This window comes from Bergeyella cardium, from assembly GCF_009914665.1.
Classification (GTDB): Bacteria; Bacteroidota; Bacteroidia; order Flavobacteriales; family Weeksellaceae; genus Bergeyella_A; species Bergeyella_A cardium.
This window is the reverse complement of record NZ_CP029149.1, coordinates 1,532,380-1,553,582: the sequence shown is the minus strand read 5'-3', so window position 1 is coordinate 1,553,582 and position 21,203 is coordinate 1,532,380. Positions and strand designations below refer to the sequence as shown.

At 40.7% G+C, this 21,203-nt stretch carries 16 protein-coding genes; 8 read left to right on the top strand and 8 right to left on the bottom strand.

Going from position 1 to position 21,203, the window contains the following annotated elements; genetic code table 11:
• Position 1: 1 nt before the first annotated feature.
• The gene (gene metG, locus DBX24_RS07140) at positions 2–2,044 is read right to left on the bottom strand and encodes a methionine--tRNA ligase (RefSeq protein ID WP_160224412.1); all 2,043 of its coding nucleotides are present in this window, start codon (positions 2,042–2,044) and stop codon (positions 2–4) included.
• 600 nt (positions 2,045–2,644) lie between these two features.
• Between metG and lpxD the strand changes: the two genes are divergently transcribed.
• The 5 genes from lpxD to DBX24_RS07115 are packed head-to-tail and all read left to right on the top strand — an operon-like array spanning position 2,645 to position 7,375.
• Positions 2,645–3,667 (top strand): UDP-3-O-(3-hydroxymyristoyl)glucosamine N-acyltransferase, encoded by a 1,023-nt coding sequence (gene lpxD / locus DBX24_RS07135; RefSeq protein ID WP_120489325.1) that lies wholly within the window; start codon positions 2,645–2,647, stop codon positions 3,665–3,667.
• A 10-nt stretch (positions 3,668–3,677) separates the two neighbouring features.
• Complete coding sequence (locus tag DBX24_RS07130; RefSeq protein WP_120489326.1) at positions 3,678–5,075, top strand: bifunctional UDP-3-O-[3-hydroxymyristoyl] N-acetylglucosamine deacetylase/3-hydroxyacyl-ACP dehydratase; 1,398 nt, start codon at positions 3,678–3,680, stop codon at positions 5,073–5,075.
• Positions 5,076–5,864: an acyl-ACP--UDP-N-acetylglucosamine O-acyltransferase gene (gene lpxA, locus DBX24_RS07125; RefSeq protein ID WP_120489327.1), complete on the top strand. Its 789-nt coding sequence runs from the start codon at positions 5,076–5,078 to the stop codon at positions 5,862–5,864.
• A 30-nt stretch (positions 5,865–5,894) separates the two neighbouring features.
• The gene (efp, locus tag DBX24_RS07120; protein ID WP_120489328.1) at positions 5,895–6,458 is read left to right on the top strand and encodes an elongation factor P; all 564 of its coding nucleotides are present in this window, start codon (positions 5,895–5,897) and stop codon (positions 6,456–6,458) included.
• Positions 6,459–6,475: 17 nt separating this feature from the next.
• Positions 6,476–7,375, top strand: coding sequence for an LpxD N-terminal domain-containing protein (locus tag DBX24_RS07115; protein WP_160224411.1), 900 nt, complete (start codon positions 6,476–6,478; stop codon positions 7,373–7,375).
• Positions 7,376–7,897: 522 nt separating this feature from the next.
• Here DBX24_RS07115 and DBX24_RS07110 read toward each other — a convergent pair.
• The 4 genes from DBX24_RS07110 to DBX24_RS07095 form a co-directional block, all read right to left on the bottom strand.
• On the bottom strand, positions 7,898–8,614 hold the full coding sequence (locus tag DBX24_RS07110; protein WP_160224180.1) for a DNA-binding domain-containing protein: 717 nt from the start codon (positions 8,612–8,614) through the stop codon (positions 7,898–7,900).
• A 69-nt stretch (positions 8,615–8,683) separates the two neighbouring features.
• Positions 8,684–10,708 (bottom strand): phage tail-like protein, encoded by a 2,025-nt coding sequence (locus DBX24_RS07105; RefSeq protein WP_160224410.1) that lies wholly within the window; start codon positions 10,706–10,708, stop codon positions 8,684–8,686.
• Positions 10,709–11,143: 435 nt separating this feature from the next.
• On the bottom strand, positions 11,144–12,406 hold the full coding sequence (locus DBX24_RS07100) for a UDP-N-acetylmuramoyl-tripeptide--D-alanyl-D-alanine ligase (RefSeq protein WP_160224409.1): 1,263 nt from the start codon (positions 12,404–12,406) through the stop codon (positions 11,144–11,146).
• A gap of 12 nt (positions 12,407–12,418) precedes the next feature.
• The gene (locus tag DBX24_RS07095; RefSeq protein WP_160224408.1) at positions 12,419–13,276 is read right to left on the bottom strand and encodes a universal stress protein; all 858 of its coding nucleotides are present in this window, start codon (positions 13,274–13,276) and stop codon (positions 12,419–12,421) included.
• Between the two features lie 131 nt (positions 13,277–13,407).
• On the opposite strand from DBX24_RS07095, the gene pheS reads away from it, so the two are divergent.
• Positions 13,408–14,418 carry a phenylalanine--tRNA ligase subunit alpha gene (pheS, locus tag DBX24_RS07090; protein ID WP_120489333.1) on the top strand — a complete coding sequence of 337 codons (1,011 nt, stop codon included), beginning with the start codon at positions 13,408–13,410 and terminating at the stop codon, positions 14,416–14,418.
• A 220-nt stretch (positions 14,419–14,638) separates the two neighbouring features.
• Here the strand turns inward: pheS and DBX24_RS07085 are convergent, their stop codons facing one another.
• From DBX24_RS07085 to DBX24_RS07075, 3 genes are all read right to left on the bottom strand, one after another.
• Positions 14,639–17,065 carry an alpha-ketoacid dehydrogenase subunit alpha/beta gene (locus DBX24_RS07085; RefSeq protein ID WP_160224407.1) on the bottom strand — a complete coding sequence of 809 codons (2,427 nt, stop codon included), beginning with the start codon at positions 17,063–17,065 and terminating at the stop codon, positions 14,639–14,641.
• Positions 17,066–17,402: 337 nt separating this feature from the next.
• Entirely contained in the window at positions 17,403–18,032 is a 630-nt protein-coding gene (locus DBX24_RS07080; RefSeq protein WP_162926742.1) for a response regulator, read from the bottom strand.
• Positions 18,029–19,942 carry a tetratricopeptide repeat-containing sensor histidine kinase gene (locus DBX24_RS07075; protein ID WP_160224406.1) on the bottom strand — a complete coding sequence of 638 codons (1,914 nt, stop codon included), beginning with the start codon at positions 19,940–19,942 and terminating at the stop codon, positions 18,029–18,031. Before DBX24_RS07075 ends, DBX24_RS07080 begins: the two co-directional genes overlap by 4 nt.
• A gap of 167 nt (positions 19,943–20,109) precedes the next feature.
• Here DBX24_RS07075 and DBX24_RS07070 point away from each other — a divergent pair, with 167 nt between their 5' ends.
• Positions 20,110–20,325 (top strand): hypothetical protein, encoded by a 216-nt coding sequence (locus DBX24_RS07070; RefSeq protein WP_120489337.1) that lies wholly within the window; start codon positions 20,110–20,112, stop codon positions 20,323–20,325.
• 117 nt (positions 20,326–20,442) lie between these two features.
• Positions 20,443–21,180, top strand: coding sequence for a porin family protein (locus DBX24_RS07065; RefSeq protein ID WP_160224405.1), 738 nt, complete (start codon positions 20,443–20,445; stop codon positions 21,178–21,180).
• Positions 21,181–21,203: the final 23 nt, after the last annotated feature.

Here is a 21,203-nt window from a genome sequence, read left to right as displayed (position 1 = left end):
ATTAACCGATTTCTACACCATTGGCAACGGTTTCATCTGGCGTTACGAAAGCGAGCTTGCCATCTGCTTTTGTAGTGAGGAGCAGCATTCCTTGGGACTCTATACCTCTTATCTTCCTTGGGGCAAGATTGAGGAGAATCATCACTTGTTTGCCGATGATTTCCTCAGGGCTGAAACTTTCTGCAATTCCCGAAACCACGGTGCGAACATCTACGCCGGTATCTACTTTTAGTTTTAGTAATTTGTCGGCTTTTTCTACTTTTTCAGCTTCTAAAATTGTAGCTGTTCTAAGGTCTATTTTTGTAAAATCATCAAATGAAATTTGTTCTTTCATAGGGTTTGCGTTAGGATTGGTTTTTTGATTGTTTATTTTTGTGTTTTCCAGCTTTTTGATTTGAGCCTCTATCACATCATCTTCTATTTTAGAGAAAAGCAGCGGCATTTCATTGATTTGATGCCCTGTTGGGATAGGCGGCGTGTTTAGAACTTCATACCAGTTTTTGTTTCCGAGATTTAGTCCAGATTTCATTTTTTGGGAAGTGAAAGGCAGGAATGGCTCACACAAATACGCCAAAGCTCCAGCGACCTGTAATGCGCAGAACATCTGTGTTTTCACGCGTTCAGGATTGTCCTTTATCACTTTCCAAGGTTCTTCATCTGCAAGGTATTTATTCCCTAATCTTGCCAAATTCATCATCTCGGTAAGGGCGTCACGGAAGCGGAATTCATCTAGGTTTTTACCGATTTTTTCTGGAATTTGCTGCATTTCGTGGTAAAGGTCTTTATCCACTTGCGCAAATTCATTAGGCTGAGGAACGATTCCGTTGTAATATTTCTGGGTAAGAACCGTCACACGATTGATAAAATTTCCAAAAATCCCTACCAATTCCGAATTGTTTTTGGTCTGAAAATCTTTCCAAGTAAAATTATTATCCTTTGTCTCTGGCGCCGAAGAAAGCAGTGCGTAGCGCAGTGCATCTTGCTGATTGGGGAAGTCTTGCACATACTCGTGTGCCCATACCGCCCAGTTTCTCGAGGTAGAAATTTTTTCATTCTCAAGGTTGAGGAACTCAAAAGCAGGTACATTGGTTGGCATAATATAGCCTCCGTGAGCCTTCATCATAGATGGGAAGATGATGCAATGGAAAACGATATTATCTTTCCCGATGAAATGCACGAGCTCGGAGTTTTCGCTCTGCCAATAATCCTTCCAGTTTTTGCCGTTTTCTTCTGCCCATTCTTGAGTGAAAGAGATATATCCGATAGGGGCATCAAACCAAACATAAAGCACCTTACCCTCTGCATTGGGCAGTGGTACGGGTACTCCCCAGTTGAGGTCTCTGGTCATTGCACGAGGTTTCAAACCGTCATTAAGCCAAGACTTCACTTGCCCGTAGACATTGGGTTTCCAATCCTCCTTATGTCCCTCGATAATCCATTGATTAAGGAAATCTTCATACTCATTAAGTGGCAAATACCAGTTTTGAGTAGGTTTAAGGACAGGAACATTACCGCTAAGCATAGATTTAGGGTTGATGAGCTCTGAAGGAGAAAGCGTAGAGCCACACTTCTCGCATTGGTCTCCATAGGCATTTTCATTTCCACAATTGGGGCAAGTACCTACAATATACCTATCGGCGAGGAACTCTCCTGCCTGCTCATCAAAATACTGCTCGGAAGTCTCCTCCGTAAATTTTCCTGCATCATAGAGCGTCTTGAAGAAATCTTGACTCATCTGATGGTGCTTCTTAGAGGTAGTCCTCGAATACCTGTCAAACGAAATCCCCAAATCTTCAAAAGATTTCTTTATAATAGCGTGGTATTTATCTACGATATCTTGAGGAGCTACGCCCTCTTTCTTTGCCCTAATCGTAATAGGGATTCCGTGCTCATCAGAGCCACAAATAAAGGCAACATCTTTCCCTGCCCTCCTCTGAAATCTCGCATAGACATCCGCAGGGATATAAACTCCTGCCAAGTGCCCAATATGCACTGGACCATTGGCATAAGGCAAAGCTGCCGTTATCATCTTCTTATCTGACATAATCTGTATTGTAATTTTTAAAGTGGCAAAGATAAGGTTTCTCAGACGATAAGCTAGCAGCTGGCTGTTGGCTTTTAGCTATTGACTGTAAGTGGTTATATTACGATGAGTTTGCAGTAAGTATCTTCGCTCACTAATTAGTGAACGGAAATTATTTTTTTTTCTCTTCACTAATTAGTGATTGCTTCCTTTTATATATTTTCTCCCTTTCACTAATTAGTTATTGCTTCAAACATTTTGGTTTCTGCCTTTCACTATTTAGTGAATGGCTCCTTTTATATATTTTCTCCTTTTCACTAATTAGTTATTGCTTCAAACATTTTGGTTTCTGCCTTTCACTATTTAGTGAATGGCTCCTTTTATATATTTTCTCCTTTTCACTAATTAGTTATTGCTCCCTTTTATATATTTTCTACCTTTCACTATTTAGTGGATGAAAATTATCTTTTTTTCTCTTCACTAATTAGTTATTGCTCCCAATCATTGGGTTTCTGCTTTTCACTATTCGCCCACAGCCATAAGCTAATGGCTAAAAGCTAGCCACCACTTACTGCTCATAACGCACACATTGGTTTTATAGAAATTATTATCTTTGCGGGTATGAAATTCACAGCTTCACAAATTGCAGAGGTAATTAATGGCAGAATCATTGGTGATGAAAATGCCTTAATTACGGGGGTAGCCCCGATAGAATCTGGTGCAGAAGGATATCTTTCCTTTGTAGCACAGGAGAGATTTTCAGATTTCATAGAGCGCACGGACTGCTCGGTACTCGTTGTTTCAGAAAAATTATTGACGGATAAACCCTACAAGGCAACCATTATCGCAGTGGAAGACGCCTATCTTTCATTTCAAATTCTGATGAATCTTTACAATGAAATGAAGCAGGTAAAACGATCCGAAATAGAGCAAGGAGCTTCTGTAGACACCTCTGCAAACATTGGCGAGGGGGTTTATATAGGAGCTTTTTCTTATATATCCGAAAATGTAAAGGTGGGCGAAGGTACGCAAATCAGCCCGCAGGTATTTATCGGGAAGAATGTAAAAATCGGGAAGAATTGCACGATATACAGCGGAGTGAAAATTTATGATTATTGTGTAATTGGAGATAACTGCATCATTCATTCTAATACGGTTATCGGTGCTGATGGCTTTGGTTTCCAGCCTACAGCAGATGGTTTTCAGAAAATCCCTCAGCTGGGCAATGTAGTTTTGGAAGAAAGCGTAGAAATCGGCTCTAATTGTACGATTGATAGAGGTACAATTGGCTCTACGATTATCGGTAAAGGAACGAAGATAGATAACCTTATACAAATTGCTCACAATGTAAAAATCGGGCAGAATAATGTCATCGCTGCACAGGCGGGCATTGCTGGCTCTACGGTTATTGGCGACTGGAATCAGATTGGTGGGCAAGTAGGCATAGTAGGGCATATAAAAATCGGCAATGAGGTGAAAATACAAGCACAGAGTGGCGTAAATAAAAATGTGGAGGACAAAGAAATTCTATATGGTTCGCCAGCCATCTCTGCAAGCGATTTCAGGAGAAATTATGTACATTTCAGGCATCTCAACGATATAGTAAAAAGATTAGAAGAATTAGAAAAAAAATCAAACGATTAATATTAATGCAATGAGTGATTTGCAAAAGACTTTAAAGGAAGAAGTAACCCTGTCGGGGATTGGTCTCCACACGGGTAAAGAAGTCAATCTTACCATAAAACCTGCTAAAGAAAATACAGGTTTTGTTTTTGTAAGAACCGATTTGGAAGGCAACCCACAAGTAGAAGCAGATGTAAACTATGTAACGACTACCGAAAGAGGAACTACCCTGGAGAAATTAGGCGTAAAAATCCATACTTGTGAGCACCTCTTAGCTGCATTAGTAGGCTGTGATATAGACAATGCCATACTAGAAATGGACTCTGCCGAACCTCCAATTATGGATGGCTCATCTATCCACTTCGTAGAAGCAATAGAAAAAGCAGGGATAGCAGAACAAAGCAAACCGAGAGAATACTTAGTAATAAAGGAAGTCCTAAACTATACAGACCCTAATACAGGCTCTGAGATTACCATCATCCCTTCCGAGCAGTATGAAGTAACCACAATGGTAGATTTCGGTACCAAAGTTTTAGGAACTCAGAATGCTACACTCAAAAACATCTCTGATTTCAAGTCCGAAATATCTTCTGCAAGAACCTTCAGCTTCCTCCACGAGTTGGAAATGCTCCTCGACCACGGGCTTATAAAAGGGGGCGACCTCTCTAATGCCATCGTATATGTGGATAAAGAGCTCACACCAGACACTGCTGAAAAACTCAAAAAAGCATTTAATAAGGATAAAATATCCATTCAGCCTAATGGGATATTGGATAACCTTACACTAAAATACCCTAACGAAGCTGCAAGGCATAAACTCCTCGATGTGATAGGAGACCTCGCCTTGGTAGGAGTGAAGATAAAGGGTAAAGTCATTGCTAACAAACCTGGGCACTTTGTAAATACACAGTTTGCTAAAAAACTAAACCGACAGTGGAAGCTGCAAAAGAAGAAAAATGTTCCAGATTTTGACTTGAGCAAACCTCCAGTATATGATATTAACGGTATTATGAGGCTACTCCCTCACCGCCCGCCGTTCTTATTAATAGACAAAATCCTTGAGCTATCAGAATCCCACGTGGTAGGTCTTAAAAACATTACGATGAATGAACCTTTCTTCGTAGGACATTTCCCAAAAGAACCTGTACTTCCAGGAGTGCTTCAAATAGAGGCTATGGCTCAAACGGGAGGAATCTTAGTCCTCGCTAATGTTCCAGACCCAGAGAACTATTCTACCTACTTCGTGAAGATTGATAATGTGAAATTCAAGAAAAAAGTAGTGCCGGGAGATACGATTATCTTCAAAATTGAGCTTATGGAACCTATCCGAAGAGGCATTGTACATATGCAAGGCTACGGATATGTAGGAGACAGCGTAGTAGTAGAAGCTGAACTAATGGCACAAGTAGCAAAAACAAAAATTGATTAAATGATACATCAATTAGCCGCAGTAGATAAACGAGCAAAAATAGGCAAAGGAGTTACCGTAGAGCCTTTCACTACCATTGCAGCAGATGTAGAAATAGGTGAAGGCACTTGGATAGGTCCTAATGTAACCATTATGGACGGAGCGAGAATCGGGAAAAACTGCCGAATATTCCCTGGTACAGTCATCTCTGCCATTCCACAGGATTTAAAATTTGACGGCGAAGATTCATTGGTCATCATCGGAGATAATACCACCGTCCGCGAATGTGTTACCATAAACCGAGGGACGAAGGCATTAGGATATACCAAAATAGGAAACAACTGCCTCATTATGGCTACGGCACACATTGCTCACGACTGTACTTTGGGCAATAATGTGATTATCGTAAATGGCTGTGGTATTGCTGGGCATGTGGAGATTGATGATTTTGTAGTAATGGGAGGGCTCTCAGCAGTTCATCAGTTTGTGAAGATAGGCAAACACGCAATGATTTCTGGTGGAGCACTCATCAGGAAAGATATTCCACCCTATGTAAAGGTTGCCCGCGAACCACTCTCCTATGCAGGAATCAATTCGGTAGGACTGAGAAGAAGAGGTTTTAGCAATGAGAAAATCTTTGAAATACAGAAAATCTACCGCTACATCTTCCAGATGAAAATGAATGTAAGCCAGGCTACCCACTTCATAGAAAAAGAAATGCTGCCAACGGCAGAGAGAGATGAGATTCTCGAATTTATAAAGAACTCTCCTCGAGGTATCGTAAAAGGATATGGCACAACAAAAGAATAAAATTTAAGAATAATAAAACATATTTAATTAATGGCAACAACAGCTGATATTAGAAAAGGGCTTTGTATTGAATTTAGTAACGACATCTACAAAGTAATCGAGTTTCTCCATGTAAAACCAGGTAAAGGACCTGCATTCGTAAGAACAAAACTTAAATCTGTAACCAACGGTAAAGTGGTAGATAATACCTTCTCCGCAGGACATAAAATAGAGGAAGTAAAAGTTATCACAAGGAAGTTCCAATACCTTTATGATGATGAAAACGGTTTCCACTTTATGAATAATGATGACTTCTCCCAAATCTACATCAATAAAGATATGATAGAGAATGCTCAGTTTATGAAGCCAGGTGAGGAGGTTACCATCATCTTGAAAGAATCTGACGAAAGCCCACTCTCTGCGGAAATCCCACCAACGGTATTCTTAGAAGTAGTAGAGGCAGACCCAGGAGTGAAAGGAAACACCGCTACCAATGCTCTGAAAAATGCTATCGTAGAAACAGGAGCAAGGGTTATGGTACCCCTATTCATAGAACCAGGAGACAAAATCAAAGTAAATACAGAGGACGGCTCCTACATAGAAAGAGTAAAATAAGTGAAAACTCATTGTTTATGACTTTCCAGCACGCTCAAATATTAAAGAATATAGCGGAAATCATCGGTGCCAAGTATATTGGCGCTGATGATTTTCCCGTTTTAGGGACTAATGAAATCCATAGAGTTCGCCCTGGGGATATTGTCTTCGTAAATCATCCGAAGTATTATGACAAGGCACTTGGCTCAGCGGCAACCGTTATCCTTATTGACAAGGAAGTCCCTTGCCCGGAAGGTAAGGCTCTCCTGATTTCCAACGACCCATTCAGAGATTTTAATACAATCAATACCTACTTTACTAAGATTTACAACTTTAAAGAAGATTTAAAGGATACCGAAATAGGCGAAAACACCTCTATTCACCCCTCTGCTGTAATAGGAAATGGAGTAAAAATCGGGAAAAACTGCCATATATTCCCCAATGTAGTCATCGGCGACCGCTGTGTTATCGGGGATAATGTGATTATACAGTCGGGCACCGTTATCGGTGGAGATGCCTTCTATTACAGAAAGGTAGATGGCAGGTTTGACAGGCTGATTTCCGTAGGAAATGTAGTGATAGAGAACAATGTAGAAATAGGAAACCTCTGCACCATAGACCGTGGAGTAACCGATTCTACCCTAATCGGTGAAGGTTCTATACTCGACAACCAAATACAAATCGGGCACGATACCCTAATCGGCAAAAGATGCCTCATCGCTTCCCAAACGGGGATTGCCGGGTGCTGCATCATAGAAGACGATGTTACAATGTGGGGGCAGGTAGGCATAGCCTCTGGGCTGCAAATAGCCTCTGGCACAGTACTCCTCGCACAAGTGGGAGTCAATAGAAACCTTGAAAAAGGTACCTACTTCGGACCTATCGCCGAAGACTTCCGAGGCTACCTAAAAAAAGAAGCCAAAATCCGAAAATTATAGCCGTAGCACAGCAGGCACACCTTGCAGGTGATGCCCACTGGCGTGGAGAGCACCCCTTAGCAGGTGGCGCACTTACTACAAACTAACCGCGCACCGCCAACTGCTAGAAGCTAGAAGCTAGAAGCCAAAAGCTAGTTGCCATTAGCCAAAAAAGAGTACGGCACCCCAAATGGGGTGCCGTACAAATAAATACTAACAATTATAAAAACGCATTATGCACACAAGTGATAAAGTGCAAGGTTTCTATTTTCTTTCTTATCAGCTAATGGCTTTAAAATTCATCGCTGAGTTTATTATTCATTCTTAAAGCTTATTTATTGTTTAGGTTTAATGGGATATCTTGGCTAATTTCTATCGCCTGAGTAGGCGAGACACTATCGCCCGAGAGAGCGAGTCACCTTCGCCCGAGAGAGCGAGACACTATCGCTCGGGAGAGCGAGACTGCTTCGCTTTTCCAATTGTCCCAAAAAAACATTAATATATGATTTAAATAGCATTATAATAGATAGTTAAGTAGATTAATCAGGCAATGACTACAGGAGTATTAAGCACCTCAGTTCTTGGGGTTTTTAGAAAGACTTTCGAGGTATTGCTAAACTGTGTAGTTATGCTCAGCTCGTAGTTGCCTGCGGGGAGCGAGGCGGGGATAAGCACCAAAAGACGAGATGGCTCATTTATCACGATGTCCTCGAGTTTTGTCTTAGCCTTGGTGTCTATATTGGTGAGGTAGATGCCATTGTCTGCGTGGGTGCCTGCAACCTTGAGGTAAGAACCTTTAATCTCTGCATTCTTGCCTTTGGTGAGTGTGCCATCGGTTTTGCCTGTGCTGAGGTCGGTAATACCGAAGATTGCCATTGGACTGGATTGCTCGCCAAGGAATTCTACTTTGGTTTGAGAGATTGCCTTCCTTAGCTCTACTCCTTGATTGACATTTACATAGACGCTGTGCTTGTCCTTATCCCAAGTCCTATCGCGGAAGGCTCCCTTGATGGCTGGGCGCATTATCACGAGACCTGTATTCACTACATAGCCTTGGAGCACGAGCTCTGTGCTCTTGCGATTAAAGCGGGAAACGATGTCTATTGCCGTCTCTTCTTTTATCTCCATACCTTCTTTTTTGAGCTCTGCTACAATCTCTGCTATGCTTACACTCCCTACGCTTGCGGGTACGCCTACAAAATCTGATGGGTCGCTGGTAAGAGGGTTATCTCTTAGCCACGCTTTTAAAGTATTTTTCATTGTAATAATGTTTATTGGTTTATAATGTTTCCTTTTATAAAAGGGGGATTGCTCCCCCTTTGGGATTTACTAGTCTTTTATGCAACGAACGGACATTGTAGATATTTTTTGTATAGTAATATTATTACCTACCCCTAATATTTGTCCTACAGTTTCACCACCTGGAGATACTGATGGATCTAAAGCTTGTGGAACTCTAAATTGTGGGTTCCTATCTTCATATGAAGATGCTCGAATATAATATGCATCATTAGAAGTATCCTGTGTTTTCGTCCATAAAAAACTCCATTGTTCTATCGAAAAAGGACTTGTACCAGAAGCTGTTCCAAGTCGAAGAATCTCTGTAAAAAAGCTTCCTCTATAAGACTTTATATCTACGAGTATACCTCCTCCTACAGTATTTAACTTCAACTGATGCATTTCTGGTTGTGTAGGGGTATGCCAGCCACTTGGGCAAGGATCAGTATAACTAGAAACATTAGCATTATACTCTGTCTTGTTATATCGTTTCCAAGCATCGGTAGTAGTACCTAAAGGAAAATCAGTCACAGAATTATATCTATAGACTCCGTTAGGGCCACTCGGTGATGGACCTGAAAGGCTACTCGGCCAGTCAATTAACTCGTGGCCATCGGCTACCCTGCCCCACTGGAATGCAGAACCAAACATTCTGTAGTCCATAAGTGTATTAGGAACTCGCATCTCATAAATCTGGTCATAGCCAAAGTCTGCTATACGGTTTGCATCGGCAAAATATGCTCCAAGGTTCTTGTCTAGCCATATCTGCCCGTCATAGGTCATTATTTTGCTGTACACAAAGCGGTGGTCATACCTGCCTGCTACCCCTGCTGTCTCGTGGTTATACTGCTTGTCTTTAACTCCTCCTGTAGCATAAACTTTTAAGTTAAATGGCGTCATCGCACTCGTTAGCTGTACCGGAATAGTAGCTATAAGCTCATCGGCACTTCCTGACTCTAAGAGTGGTGCGTTGTAAGTGCCGTCTATTACCTCCAGCGTACCTGTAATTACATTATAAAGCCCTGTACTAGGCGATTGGTGCAGCCTACCAGCAGGTATTGTTAGCTTTAAGGTCTTCTGGTTAGGCGCTGTACCTATGCTTACCGTCTTAGTGAATTCTCCAAAAGACTTACCATCTCCGTTCTTGTACGGTATCTTAACCGGTATCTTATAGATACTGCCGTCTATCTTCCCTTGGTAAGAAGAGGTAATAGGAGGTGTTCCCTGCACTGAGCTGTCTTCCTTCCAAGAAAATACAAATATGCTATGGTCTTGGAACAAGGCCGTACCCTGGCTTACGGTATAGGTCTGCTCTACATTGTATATCCCTATACGGAAAGTAGCCTTTATATTCCCTACCTGCGGCATACCTTTCAGGTTATACGAAATAATCTGGGAGGTGCCTGGTGCTACCGTTACCGAACTGTTTTGGGCTCCATCCAAAGCTACTGTGCCTGTAGGTGCAGGAACGCCCCCTGGCAGAGTGCCAGGAATGTTCGTAATCGTCATTGCAGAAGAAAGGTTTTGAGTATAAGGCGTAGCTCCAGTATTATTAATAAGAAGCTTCACCTTATGCGTACCGGAACCTGCGGCTACGGCTGTCCCCGCTTGGAAGACACCATCCCAGCCCGCTCCCATAATCTGAAGCGTAACTCCTGGTGGCAAAGAAGGCGCAACCGAAGAGATACAGTCCCAACCCGAATTAGAAAATATCTCTACGCATTTCCTATCGGTATTATAAATCATTGTACCTTCTACTATATCTGCAGAATTAAAAGCATCTCGCTCAACTGATGTTACTCTTGGGAAAATTACACCTTGCACAGAACTAGATGATACACTTGTATTCCGCGAAATATCCAGAGTAGCCTTTGGCGTCTCTGTATTGATTCCGACTCTGCCGTCGTACTCTGTCTGTGCGCTGGCTAATACTCCTATTAGCACAAACGCTAAAATCATTTTAAATCTCATATATCTATTATTTATGTTACTTCCTTGGGAATAATTATTGAGCATAGAAACTGCGATTGAGTCGCCAGCCAAAGGCTGGCGACAATGCACCTCCCCTATCTTCACTCTTGTCTGATTTTGCTCTAAAAGAAGATTGACTAGCGCTTTGTCGCTCGCTTCGCTCGCGACTTTGTGGGGAGCACAGCCTCCTGCACAAGTGGAAAAATAAAAAACGGGCAAGTGCAAAAGCGCCGATAGGCGCGCGGGCAGAGCCCGCGCGCCTATCGGCGCTCTATATAGTCTTTTAAATAAGACTATATTTTGAAGGAAGGAAGGAAGGATAACAAATTATTGCACATACGCAAGTTTGCGTATGTGATATTTGTCATATTTTGGGTATTCCTTTTCATCCTTTTTTCATCTAATTGCGAGGCAAATATAAGAGTATTTTTTTATTACGCAATAGGGGCGGCTGGCTACTGGCTTTTAGCTACTAGCTGGGGGTGGTTTGCTTCTCGCAGTAGGCTATAGGCGGTGGGTGGCTATTAGCTAAATTTCTACTTATAGCAGTTTTTCCAGAGCTATGCCTCGCGAGCCTTTCAGGAGGAGGTTTTGGGAACGAATGGGGTGAGTTTTGAGGTATTCAATGAGGGCTTCGGTATTGGGGAAGTTGTGCTCGGTATCTACTTTAGCAAAGTTTTGCCCAACGGTAATGATTTCATCAAAGCCCAGACTTTTGGCAAGATTAAAAATCTGCTGATGCTCAGCTAAACTCTCTTCCCCAAGCTCGAGCATATCACCAATGATAATGGTCTTTGAGCCTTCGAAGGTGATGAAATTATGGAGCGAGGCAGACATACTGCTCGGATTGGCATTATAGGTATCAAGGACGAGGGTTTGCCCCTCTTTTTTGATGATTTGAGAGCGCATATTGGTAGGCGTATATGCCTCAATGGCAAGGGCAATGTCATTAAAATCAATACCGAACGACAGTCCAAGAGCAGCAGCAGCACAGAGATTGGTAAAGTTATAATCGCCTGTGAGATGGGAGAGCGCCTTTCTGCCTGCGTATTCTATACCCACAAAGTGGTCAGAAGTATATTTCTGGAACATAAAATCTGATGCCTCCGTACCGAAAGAAACTCTATTAAAGTAATCCCCCACTTTCTCGCGCTGGATTTCATCATTATCATTCATTAAAATCTTCTGCTGATGGCTTTTTAAATAATCATAAAGCTCGGATTTACCTTTAATAACGCCTTCAAAACCACCGAAGCCTTCGAGGTGAGCCTTTCCAAAGTTGGTAATATAACCTATGGTAGGCTGAGAAATGCTGCACAACGCCTCTATTTCGTGCTGATGATTAGCCCCCATTTCTACCACAGCAATATCGTGTGAAGGTTTTATGGAGAGCAGCGTGAGCGGTACACCGATGTGGTTATTGAGGTTTCCCAAAGTGTATTGGACTTTATATTTCTGCATCAGTACGGTGCTGATGAGTTCTTTTGTAGTGGTCTTGCCGTTGCTTCCTGTAAGCCCTATAACGGGAATGGTGAGCTGCTGCCTGTGATGCCTCGCAAGCGCCTGCAAGAAGTCTAAAGTAGAGGGTGCAAAAAATATATTGAGGTCTCTATTCTCAAACTCCTGCTGCTCTACGATAACCGCCAAAGCACCCTGCTCTACAGCTTTTTCTGCCAAGGTAGCAGCATTAAAATTTTCACCGGAAAAGGCAAAAAAGATATCATTCTGCTCTATTTTTCGGCTGTCTATGGTTACCTTATTTGCCCTTTTGTAATAACTGTTATAAAACTCCTGTACATTCATAGCCCAAAAATACTATTTCTCCTTAATAACCAAAAGCGGGATATCTATTTTGGAGGCGAGCTTATCGCTGAGGCTGGAATAAAAGAGACTGTCTATAAAGCTGAGATTTCTTTTAGCAATGACCAGAGCATCTATATTTTCAGATTTTGTAAAGCCGAGTACGCCCTTTCTTAAATCATCTGCTTTAGAAACTACGAAGTCTAATTTATCACTGCTAAAGAAGTGTTTCCACTCATTGATTTTCTCAGCTGCAAAGGCCTCTTTCTTCTCTACATTACCACTGTATTCTATAATGTGGAGAACTTTTATCTGCGCATTAAAATACTCAGAAGCTGTGAGGAGCTCTTGTAATATCTCCTTATCGGAATCCTTAAATACCGTTGTAAATCCGATATTTTTTATCGTATGAAACTCGGCACTGCCTGGGATACTGAGCACGGGAAGGTTCATAGACTGCATAGCATTTAGGGTATTCGTGCCCCAGAATCTTTTACCAAATCCAGAAGCACCGCTAGTACCCATCACTACCATACTGATGCCTTCTTTCTTGGCCACTTTGGTAAGGATGTGCGGTAGCCCACCAGCCTCAAACATAAAACTAATCTTTAAATCGCTGAGCTGATGCTTTTCGGCAATTTCTCTTAATTTCTGACCTTCTTTCTTAAACTGCTCAAATTCGCCAAGCTCCATCGTAGTATATACATTGGCTACCAGCTCTGGATGCCCACTGTGGAAGCTGGAAAGCACATCGGCATCGAAGGCGTGTACTACAATAATCTCCGCCTGCATACTCTTAGCGAGGTGCAGGGTATAGACAAAGGCATTATCTGCCACTTCCGAGAAATCTGTTGGAAAAAGAATCTTTTTCATAAGTTTTACTTTTTAGGGTTAATATTTCTACTGATTCACGAGCTAAAATTAAATAAAATATTTGAATGACCAGAAAGCAAGCCTATAAAAAAAATTCTTACTTTTGCGCCTTACTAACGATTAAATCCAAGATGATACAAAGTATAGAAGATTATCTGAAAGAGGTACAAAACTTCGTAGCGCAAGGCAAGGAAGAAATGGAGCAATTCAGAATACGGTTTAATGGTAAAAAAGGTATTCTGAATGATTTATTTGCAAAATTTAAAGAAGTGCCTAACGAACAAAAAAAAGAGTTTGGGCAGAAAATAAATCTTTTAAAACAGTCCGTTGCAGAGAAGCTGGAGTCTCTTAAATCTACCTTTGAAACCAGCCAAACCGAAGTAAAAGAAGACCTCACACGCCCTGGCTTCCCTCTCGATTTAGGGACAAGGCACCCCATCAATTTAGTGAGAAACAGAATTATTGAAATCTTTAAATCCATAGGTTTTGCCGTAGCAGATGGTCCCGAAATAGAAGACGACTGGCATAATTTCACGGCGCTCAACCTGCCAGAATATCACCCTGCACGAGATATGCAAGATACTTTCTTCATAGAAACCCATCCTGATATACTCCTCAGAACGCATACCTCATCAGTGCAGATTCGCCATATGGAGCAAAGCGAGCCACCCATCCGAATACTCTCACCAGGTAGAGTATTTAGAAATGAGGCTATCTCCTCCCGCTCGCACTGCATCTTCCACCAGATAGAGGGGCTTTATATAGACAAAGCGGTGAGCTTCGCAGACCTGAAACAGACCATTCAGTTCTTCACCACCGAGCTCTTCGGGAAATCCAAAATAAGAATGCGTCCTTCCTACTTCCCATTCACCGAACCAAGTGCCGAAGTAGATGTATATTGGGGGCTCAACTCCGAGACTGACTACCGAATAACCAAAGGAACAGGCTGGCTAGAAATAATGGGCTGCGGAATGGTAGACCCCGCCGTACTGACTAATGTAGACATAGACCCCGACCAATACAGCGGCTATGCCTTCGGAATGGGAATAGAACGAATCGTAATGCTCCTCTACCAAATGGGAGACATCCGAATGTTCTTTGAAAACGATATCCGAATGCTCAAACAGTTCTCATTAGTATAAAGGCAATTAGTGAGTAATTAAAAATAATTAATCTTCCCCATAGAATGGATATAACTCTCCCCTAACACAGGGAGAGTTTTTCATTAAAATTAAAGCCTTAAACAATGCGATCCATACTATAAACTGATGGCTAAAAACAATTTAGTAGGGATTAGATCTAAAAGTTGGAATTCAATTCCATAAAAAAACTCCTCTGAGTATTCAGAGGAGCTCTTTTATATTAATCTAATGGATACTTCGTGGGATTTACCTCATTAAAGAGCGCATAAACCTTCTCTACAATATCATCCACCGAAGGCTTACTGAAATAATCCCCATCCGAGCCATAGGCAGGCCGATGGTCTTTGCCCGTAATGGTCAGTGGAGCAGAGTCTAAGTACTTATACCCCTGCTGATTCTCCAAAATCTGTTGCAGAATATAAGCAGACGCTCCACCTTGCACATCTTCATCTATAATCACAAGACGATTGGTCTTTTTAAGACTCTCCCCAACGATTTCGCCTGCTATATCAAATGGCACAAGAGACTGAACATCTATCACCTCAGCATTAATACCTAATTTTTGAAGCGTCTCCGCTGCTTGAGTTACAATACGCCAAGTAGAACCATAAGTTACCAGCGTTACATCTGCTCCCTCTCGGGTTATTTCTATCTTACCTACAGGTACTGTAAATTCACCCAAGTTATCAGGTTGAGTTTCCTTTAATCTATAGCCATTTAAGCATTCAATAATAAGTGCTGGCTCATCGGTTTTAAGCATTGTATTATAGAAACCTGCTGCTTTTGTTAAGCTCCTTGGCACAAGGATATTAATCCCTTTTGATAGGTTGAGAATCCCTGCCATAGGAGAGCCAGAATGCCAGATTCCTTCTAATCTATGCCCTCTTGTTCTGATGATAAGCGGTGCTTTTTGCCCTCCTTTGGTTCTGTATTGTAGAGTAGCGAGGTCATCGCTCATCCCTTGAAGGCAGTAGAGCAGATAATCCAAATACTGAATCTCCGCAATAGGACGAAGCCCCCTCATCGCCATACCAATACCCTGACCGAGGATAGTTGCCTCACGAATACCCGTATCTGCCACTCGTGTAGCACCATATTTCTCCTGCATACCCTCCAAACCTTGGTTTACATCGCCTATATTCCCAGAATCTTCTCCAAAGATGAGCGTCTGAGGATATTTTTCAAATATTTTATCAAAATTATTTCTGATGACAATTCTACCATCTACCTCTAAGGAAGTGCTGGAATATACAGGTTTAATCTCCTCCACCGAAGTCGCTTTCCACTGAGACTGAGAATAGAGATGAGAGGAGTAATTATCTTCCTCTGCTTTAAAGAACCTTTGTAATACGGATTTCAAATCTTCTTTCTGAGGTGAATTTACAGAGAATAAAAGCGCCTGCCTTCCCAAATGGAATACATCCTTTTTACCTATGGTTACAATCTTATCAAAAGCATCTAATTCCTGTTTTATGTTTTCATTTCCTTCGGATAATGCCTTTACAAGTGGATAAACCTCTGCTTTTGCATCATCTATTGGCTTTCTGTATGCTGCCCAAGACGCTTTTTGAGCCTCTTTTACTTCCTTTTTAGCTTCGTTTTCTATAGTTTCAAGCTCTTCGAGGGTAGCCAGAGGATGCTTTTTCTTATCTAATGTAACAGAATACTCAAGAATCCATTCTTTGAATTTTGCTAATCCATCATACTCTGCTTCCCAAGCAAGTCTCTCTTCGGATTTATATCTTTCGTGTGAGCCAGATGTAGAGTGCCCCTGTGGCTGAGTTACTTCTACAGCGTGAATAACTACAGGAACGCTCTCTTCACGAGCGAAGTGCTCCGCTTTGGCATAAGCATCAATGAGGGCAGGATAATCCCACGCTTTCACTTGAATAATCTCACAGCCTTGCTTTTCTCCTGCTTTTCTCTGGAAGCCAGATAGCATTTCGGCAATATCTACTTTTGCTCTTTGGTTATGGGTAGGCACAGAGATACCGTAACCGTCATCCCAAATAGAGATAATCATAGGCACTTGGAGGGCACAAGCAGCATTGAGGGTTTCCCAGAAATGCCCCTCTGCAGTGGAGGCATCGCCCACGGTACCAAAAGCTATTTCATTACCCTTGTTTGAAAACTTTTCAGAGCCTTCAAACTGAATTTCCTTGAATATCTTAGATGCTTGAGCCAACCCCAAGAGTCGTGGGAACTGCCCAGCAGTAGGAGAAATATCGCAGGATACATTTTTTATTTTGGTAAGGTCTTTCCAGCTACCATCATCATTCAGGCTTCGGGTAGCGTAGTGCCCATTCATTTGCCTACCACCTGTTGCAGGCTCTCTGCTGGTATCTGTATCTGCATAGAGCTGAGCAAAGAAAGACTGCGGACTAAGAGCACCTACAGCAAGCGCAAGGGTCTGATCACGATAGTAGCCAGAGCGCCAATCTCCCTCTCGGAAGACTTTTGCCATAGCGATTTGCGGGAGTTCTTTGCCATCTCCGAAGATACCGAATTTGGCTTTTCCTGTAAGCACTTCGCGCCTTCCAAGCAAGGAAAGCTCTCGGGAGATTCTTCCAAGTTTATAGTCATCTAAGATGCTTTTCTTAAAATCTTCAAAGGAAACCGACTGGGTTTTCAGATATGTTTCTTTCATAATAATAAGCAGTTTGCCACAAATGTAATCATTTTTAAAATATCCGTAATCTATATGAAACTAAGGAATTATTAATTTATCAAACAAAGAGACAGGGAAAAAGACATTTTGGCAGATATTAGATATTTATCACTTTTTCCTTCCGCCTTTGCTTTGCCTCCATTTTAAGTAGATTTTTTTTAGGAGATAAAATATAGGATTTGCCAGATTGTCAGAAATATTTTTAATAATTTAAAAATTAAAATTGAGTTTTATTGTATAAAAAGTATTATTAACCTCTTAAAAAATAGAGCTCATTAATTTGATAAAGCTGGTATTATACCCATTCACTCTCATTTTATATAATACCTAATTCTTTAGCTTTTTGGAGGAGGTTGATGGTTTTATTGACCGAGAATTTTGCCATTAGATTTTTACGATGGCTATCGACTGTCTGAGAGGTAATATACATTTTTTCAGCAATCTGAGGAGAGGTAAGCCCCTCGGAAATGTATTTTAGAACCTCCTTTTCGCGTTTGGTAATCGGTGGTAGGCTGGTAGTCTCGGTATTCGCAAGAGAAGCGAGGATTTTCCGCGCCTCATCATCAAAATAAATTCTACCTGAATGGACTTCTTTTATTGCCTTTTCAATCTCCACAATAGATGAGCTTTTAATGAGGTAACCAGATGCATTACTGCTAAGCATACGGAGGATATAGCTACGCTCGTTATGATTGCTCAGCGCCAGTACTTTGAGATGAGGGTACTTTGCCTTAATTTCCGCACAGAGCTCTACACCGTTGCTATCGGGCAAGCTAATATCCAATAGAAGGACATCTGCCTGGTAATCTTTTAGAATCTCCCATAGCTCTCTGGCAGAAGAAGCTGTGGCAATAATTCTCATCTCCTTTGTATTATTGATAAAACTTTGAAGCCCCTCGGTAATGAGCGGATGATCATCACAGATAATAATGTCTATTGCTTTCATATGTTGCATTCTATATTTATGGTTGTACCTTTTTGGAGTGCAGATTCTATGGTGAGTTTCCCGTTGAGGGCTATGACTCTCTTTTCTATATTATTAAGTCCTAAATTTCGGCTAACAGTCTCTGGATTGAAACCTTTACCATTGTCCTCTATTTCCATTAGCAGGAAAGGAGGCTCATAGGTGCATTGCACAATGATTTTACTTGCTTCTGAGTGCTTTATAGCATTGCTTACAGACTCCTGCAAGATGCGGTAAATGTGCATTTGAGTTACTTTATCGTTTATAATATTAAGGTTTTTGGAATAGAAATAAATCTTGCAATAATCGTTTTGTGAATTTTGGCAAAAGTCCTTTATCGCCTCTTCCAAACCATATTTGAGGAGGGTGATGGGAGCGAGGTTTTTGGAGATAAGGCGAACTTCTGATACCGCTTCATCAAGGCTATTAATGGCTTTTAGCAGTTTTTCATCTTCCTGCTCACGAGCAAGGTGCTCCAGACTGATTTTAATCCCTGTAATTTTACCACCTATACCATCGTGCAGTTCTTTTGATATCCTCTCTCGCTCTTTATTCTCACCATCAGTAAGGGCTTGTTTTACTTCTATTTCCTTTGTTTTCTGTATGTTAAGGAGTTTTTGTTCATTATGTTTCTTCCTCTGCCGATAAGTATAAATAATAAAAAATGCAATGATGATAATGAGAGCTGAACTTATCCAAAAGATAATCTTCTGCTGGTAATTTTTGGATTTAAGATATTGGATTTCGGTTTGTTGCTCCTTATTTTTAAACTTGGATTCCAGAGAGATGATTTTTGTTTTCTCATCTTCCTGCGTAAGGCTATCATAAATTACCTGAAATTTTTTCAGATACTCAAAAGCCTCTTTATAGTTTTTATTTTCATATTCTAAACTCGCAATATCATTGAGATAAATAAGATGGTTTTTCTTGTTCTTGAGAAATTTCTTGTTTTCTAACAGGCTAATCAATACCTGTTTTGCCTCGCTGTACTGCTTTAAATCTCTGTAAAGTCTGAATTTTTCATAGCTCAAGGACTGCTCATCATACTCCAGTCCCATTTTCTGAGCAAAACTAATTCCCTTTTCTATATAAGTTAAGGCTTCGGTTATGTTTTCGGTACTGATATAATATCGAGATTTCACCTTATATATGAGTACATTATACTGAGACTGCGGAATATTTACAAGTGCTTTTTCTGCCTTTTCTATTGAGTGTAGAGCTTCTATATTCTGCTTTAAAAAGAGATAGGTTTCAGCAAGGTTGATGTATGCCCAAGCAGTGGTTTCTCCTTTTTGTATAGATGATTGGGTGTCTTTATCTAAAATGCTGATGGCTTTTTTATAGTAATGAATCGCCTTTTCGTACTCCTTTATATTAAAGAAAAGAATGCCTATATCGGTATGATAACCTGCTAAAAGGGTATTATTATTTGATTTTTCTGCAAAAGGAATGCACTTTTTAAGGGTGATATCCATCAGCTGTTTGCCATTGCCTTTTATCTGCTCCAAAACACCATAGTTATGCCACAGCCGAGCTCTGTATTCGTAGGATTCTGTTGATTTTTTAGTAGCAATGAGAGGTTCTGCCTTTAAATAAAGCTGCTGGCTGGCGTCTATATCCTTATCAAAATAAACTCCCGCTTTGTAGAAGTATTTCAGCCCTTTTGTATACTCATCTTTTATATAAGGCTCTGCCTGTTTTATCGCTGAAAAAGCCATAGCTGTATCCCTGTAAGACCAGTAATCTGATATTTTCATTAATATCTTAAATTTCTCATCAGGCTTCTGAACTTCTGAGAGCTTTTTATTAAGACTATCCAGAAAAGCATCATTATTCTGGGCAGAAATACTGCTAAATATTATAATAAACAACAGGCTAAAGACTATTCTCATACAAATTAAATAAGGGTAAAAGTACTAAGGTTTTGGGAAATAAGTGCATTAAAGGTGAAAAATCCCTAAAAGTGGGGATTTCAAAATCCATAATTAGCAGGATTGTATAAACCTGTAAGCTTATCTAAGTTTGAAAAAAATTATTGATTAACATTAAAAAAACACTTATGAAATCTTTTAGAAAAAAAATTCAGGCTTTCTTTATTATATTAAGCCTGTCTCTATTAGCCTTCTCCTGCAAGAGAGCAGATGACAATGTAGGAGACAAAGACCCTATCGTTGGGAATTGGAAAATAGCAGCTATTTCCAATGGCAATCAATCGCAAGATGTATCTAATCTCGATTGCTGGAACCTGAGCAGGGGAAGCAAAACTACCCATTAGCCTTATAGACAATCAAACACTTCATGTCAACAGCAGTTCTATTACTTTGATATTTAAGAAATAGAAAATCTCTGAAACAACTTAAGTCTATCATTAAACCTATTAAAAACCAATGTAATGAAAAAAATTGTAATCTCAACCTTATGCTTATGCTGTACCTTTGTCTCTGCACAGAGGAAGCAAAATGTAAAACATAAAAAGACCACAGTACAACAAAAGAAAAGTACAAATAATGACTTAGAGCCTGCCAGAAGAAAGTCTTCGCCGTCTTATTCCAGTAAAAGCTCTGCTGGTGCCTTCCATTTCGGAGGTAAGGCAGGTGGTAACTTCACTACAATAACTGGAGAAGACAAGTACAGAAACCTGAAATCCAAATTAGGCTTCTATGGAGGTTTCTTTGCGAATTATGAAATCAGCAGAAATACGGCAGTGCAGTTAGAAGCGCTTTATCAATACGCAGGAGCCGCCATTACAATGAAACAAAATACCAATATAAAAGGCAGATGGGAGCTCAATTATATCGCTGTACCTCTATCTTTTCAGTTTAAACCTGTTCCTGAGCTCTATTTAGAGACTGGACCTGAGCTCCAGATTAATATAGAAAGCAAGCAGGTGGTTACAGATAGGGCAGGAGATGATTCAGTAAAACCCGAAGTAAATTTTAAAGATGCTACAAATACCCTCACCTTTGGTTGGAATATAGGTGCAGGATACCATATTTCGGATAATATTGGTGTAAACTTAAGATATAGCCTTGGGCTTACAACTCCATATAAAGATCCTGAAAACAACTCTACGAAGGTGACGAGGTTTAAAAATTCCAATATTCAGCTCGGAGTTTTCTATTCATTTTAGTAAATACTTTTTTCCACTCATTT

Excerpts from the sequence above, each read along its gene's own strand:
- metG (WP_160224412.1), bottom strand. The coding sequence starts at position 2,044 with ATGTCAGATAAGAAGATGATAACGGCAGCTTTGCCTTATGCCAATGGT.
- lpxD (WP_120489325.1), top strand. The coding sequence starts at position 2,645 with ATGAAATTCACAGCTTCACAAATTGCAGAGGTAATTAATGGCAGAATC.
- DBX24_RS07130 (WP_120489326.1), top strand. The coding sequence starts at position 3,678 with ATGAGTGATTTGCAAAAGACTTTAAAGGAAGAAGTAACCCTGTCGGGG.
- lpxA (WP_120489327.1), top strand. The coding sequence starts at position 5,076 with ATGATACATCAATTAGCCGCAGTAGATAAACGAGCAAAAATAGGCAAA.
- efp (WP_120489328.1), top strand. The coding sequence starts at position 5,895 with ATGGCAACAACAGCTGATATTAGAAAAGGGCTTTGTATTGAATTTAGT.
- DBX24_RS07115 (WP_160224411.1), top strand. The coding sequence starts at position 6,476 with ATGACTTTCCAGCACGCTCAAATATTAAAGAATATAGCGGAAATCATC.
- DBX24_RS07110 (WP_160224180.1), bottom strand. The coding sequence starts at position 8,614 with ATGAAAAATACTTTAAAAGCGTGGCTAAGAGATAACCCTCTTACCAGC.
- DBX24_RS07100 (WP_160224409.1), bottom strand. The coding sequence starts at position 12,406 with ATGAATGTACAGGAGTTTTATAACAGTTATTACAAAAGGGCAAATAAG.
- DBX24_RS07095 (WP_160224408.1), bottom strand. The coding sequence starts at position 13,276 with ATGAAAAAGATTCTTTTTCCAACAGATTTCTCGGAAGTGGCAGATAAT.
- pheS (WP_120489333.1), top strand. The coding sequence starts at position 13,408 with ATGATACAAAGTATAGAAGATTATCTGAAAGAGGTACAAAACTTCGTA.
- DBX24_RS07085 (WP_160224407.1), bottom strand. The coding sequence starts at position 17,065 with ATGAAAGAAACATATCTGAAAACCCAGTCGGTTTCCTTTGAAGATTTT.
- DBX24_RS07080 (WP_162926742.1), bottom strand. The coding sequence starts at position 18,032 with ATGAAAGCAATAGACATTATTATCTGTGATGATCATCCGCTCATTACC.
- DBX24_RS07075 (WP_160224406.1), bottom strand. The coding sequence starts at position 19,942 with ATGAGAATAGTCTTTAGCCTGTTGTTTATTATAATATTTAGCAGTATT.
- DBX24_RS07070 (WP_120489337.1), top strand. The coding sequence starts at position 20,110 with ATGAAATCTTTTAGAAAAAAAATTCAGGCTTTCTTTATTATATTAAGC.
- DBX24_RS07065 (WP_160224405.1), top strand. The coding sequence starts at position 20,443 with ATGAAAAAAATTGTAATCTCAACCTTATGCTTATGCTGTACCTTTGTC.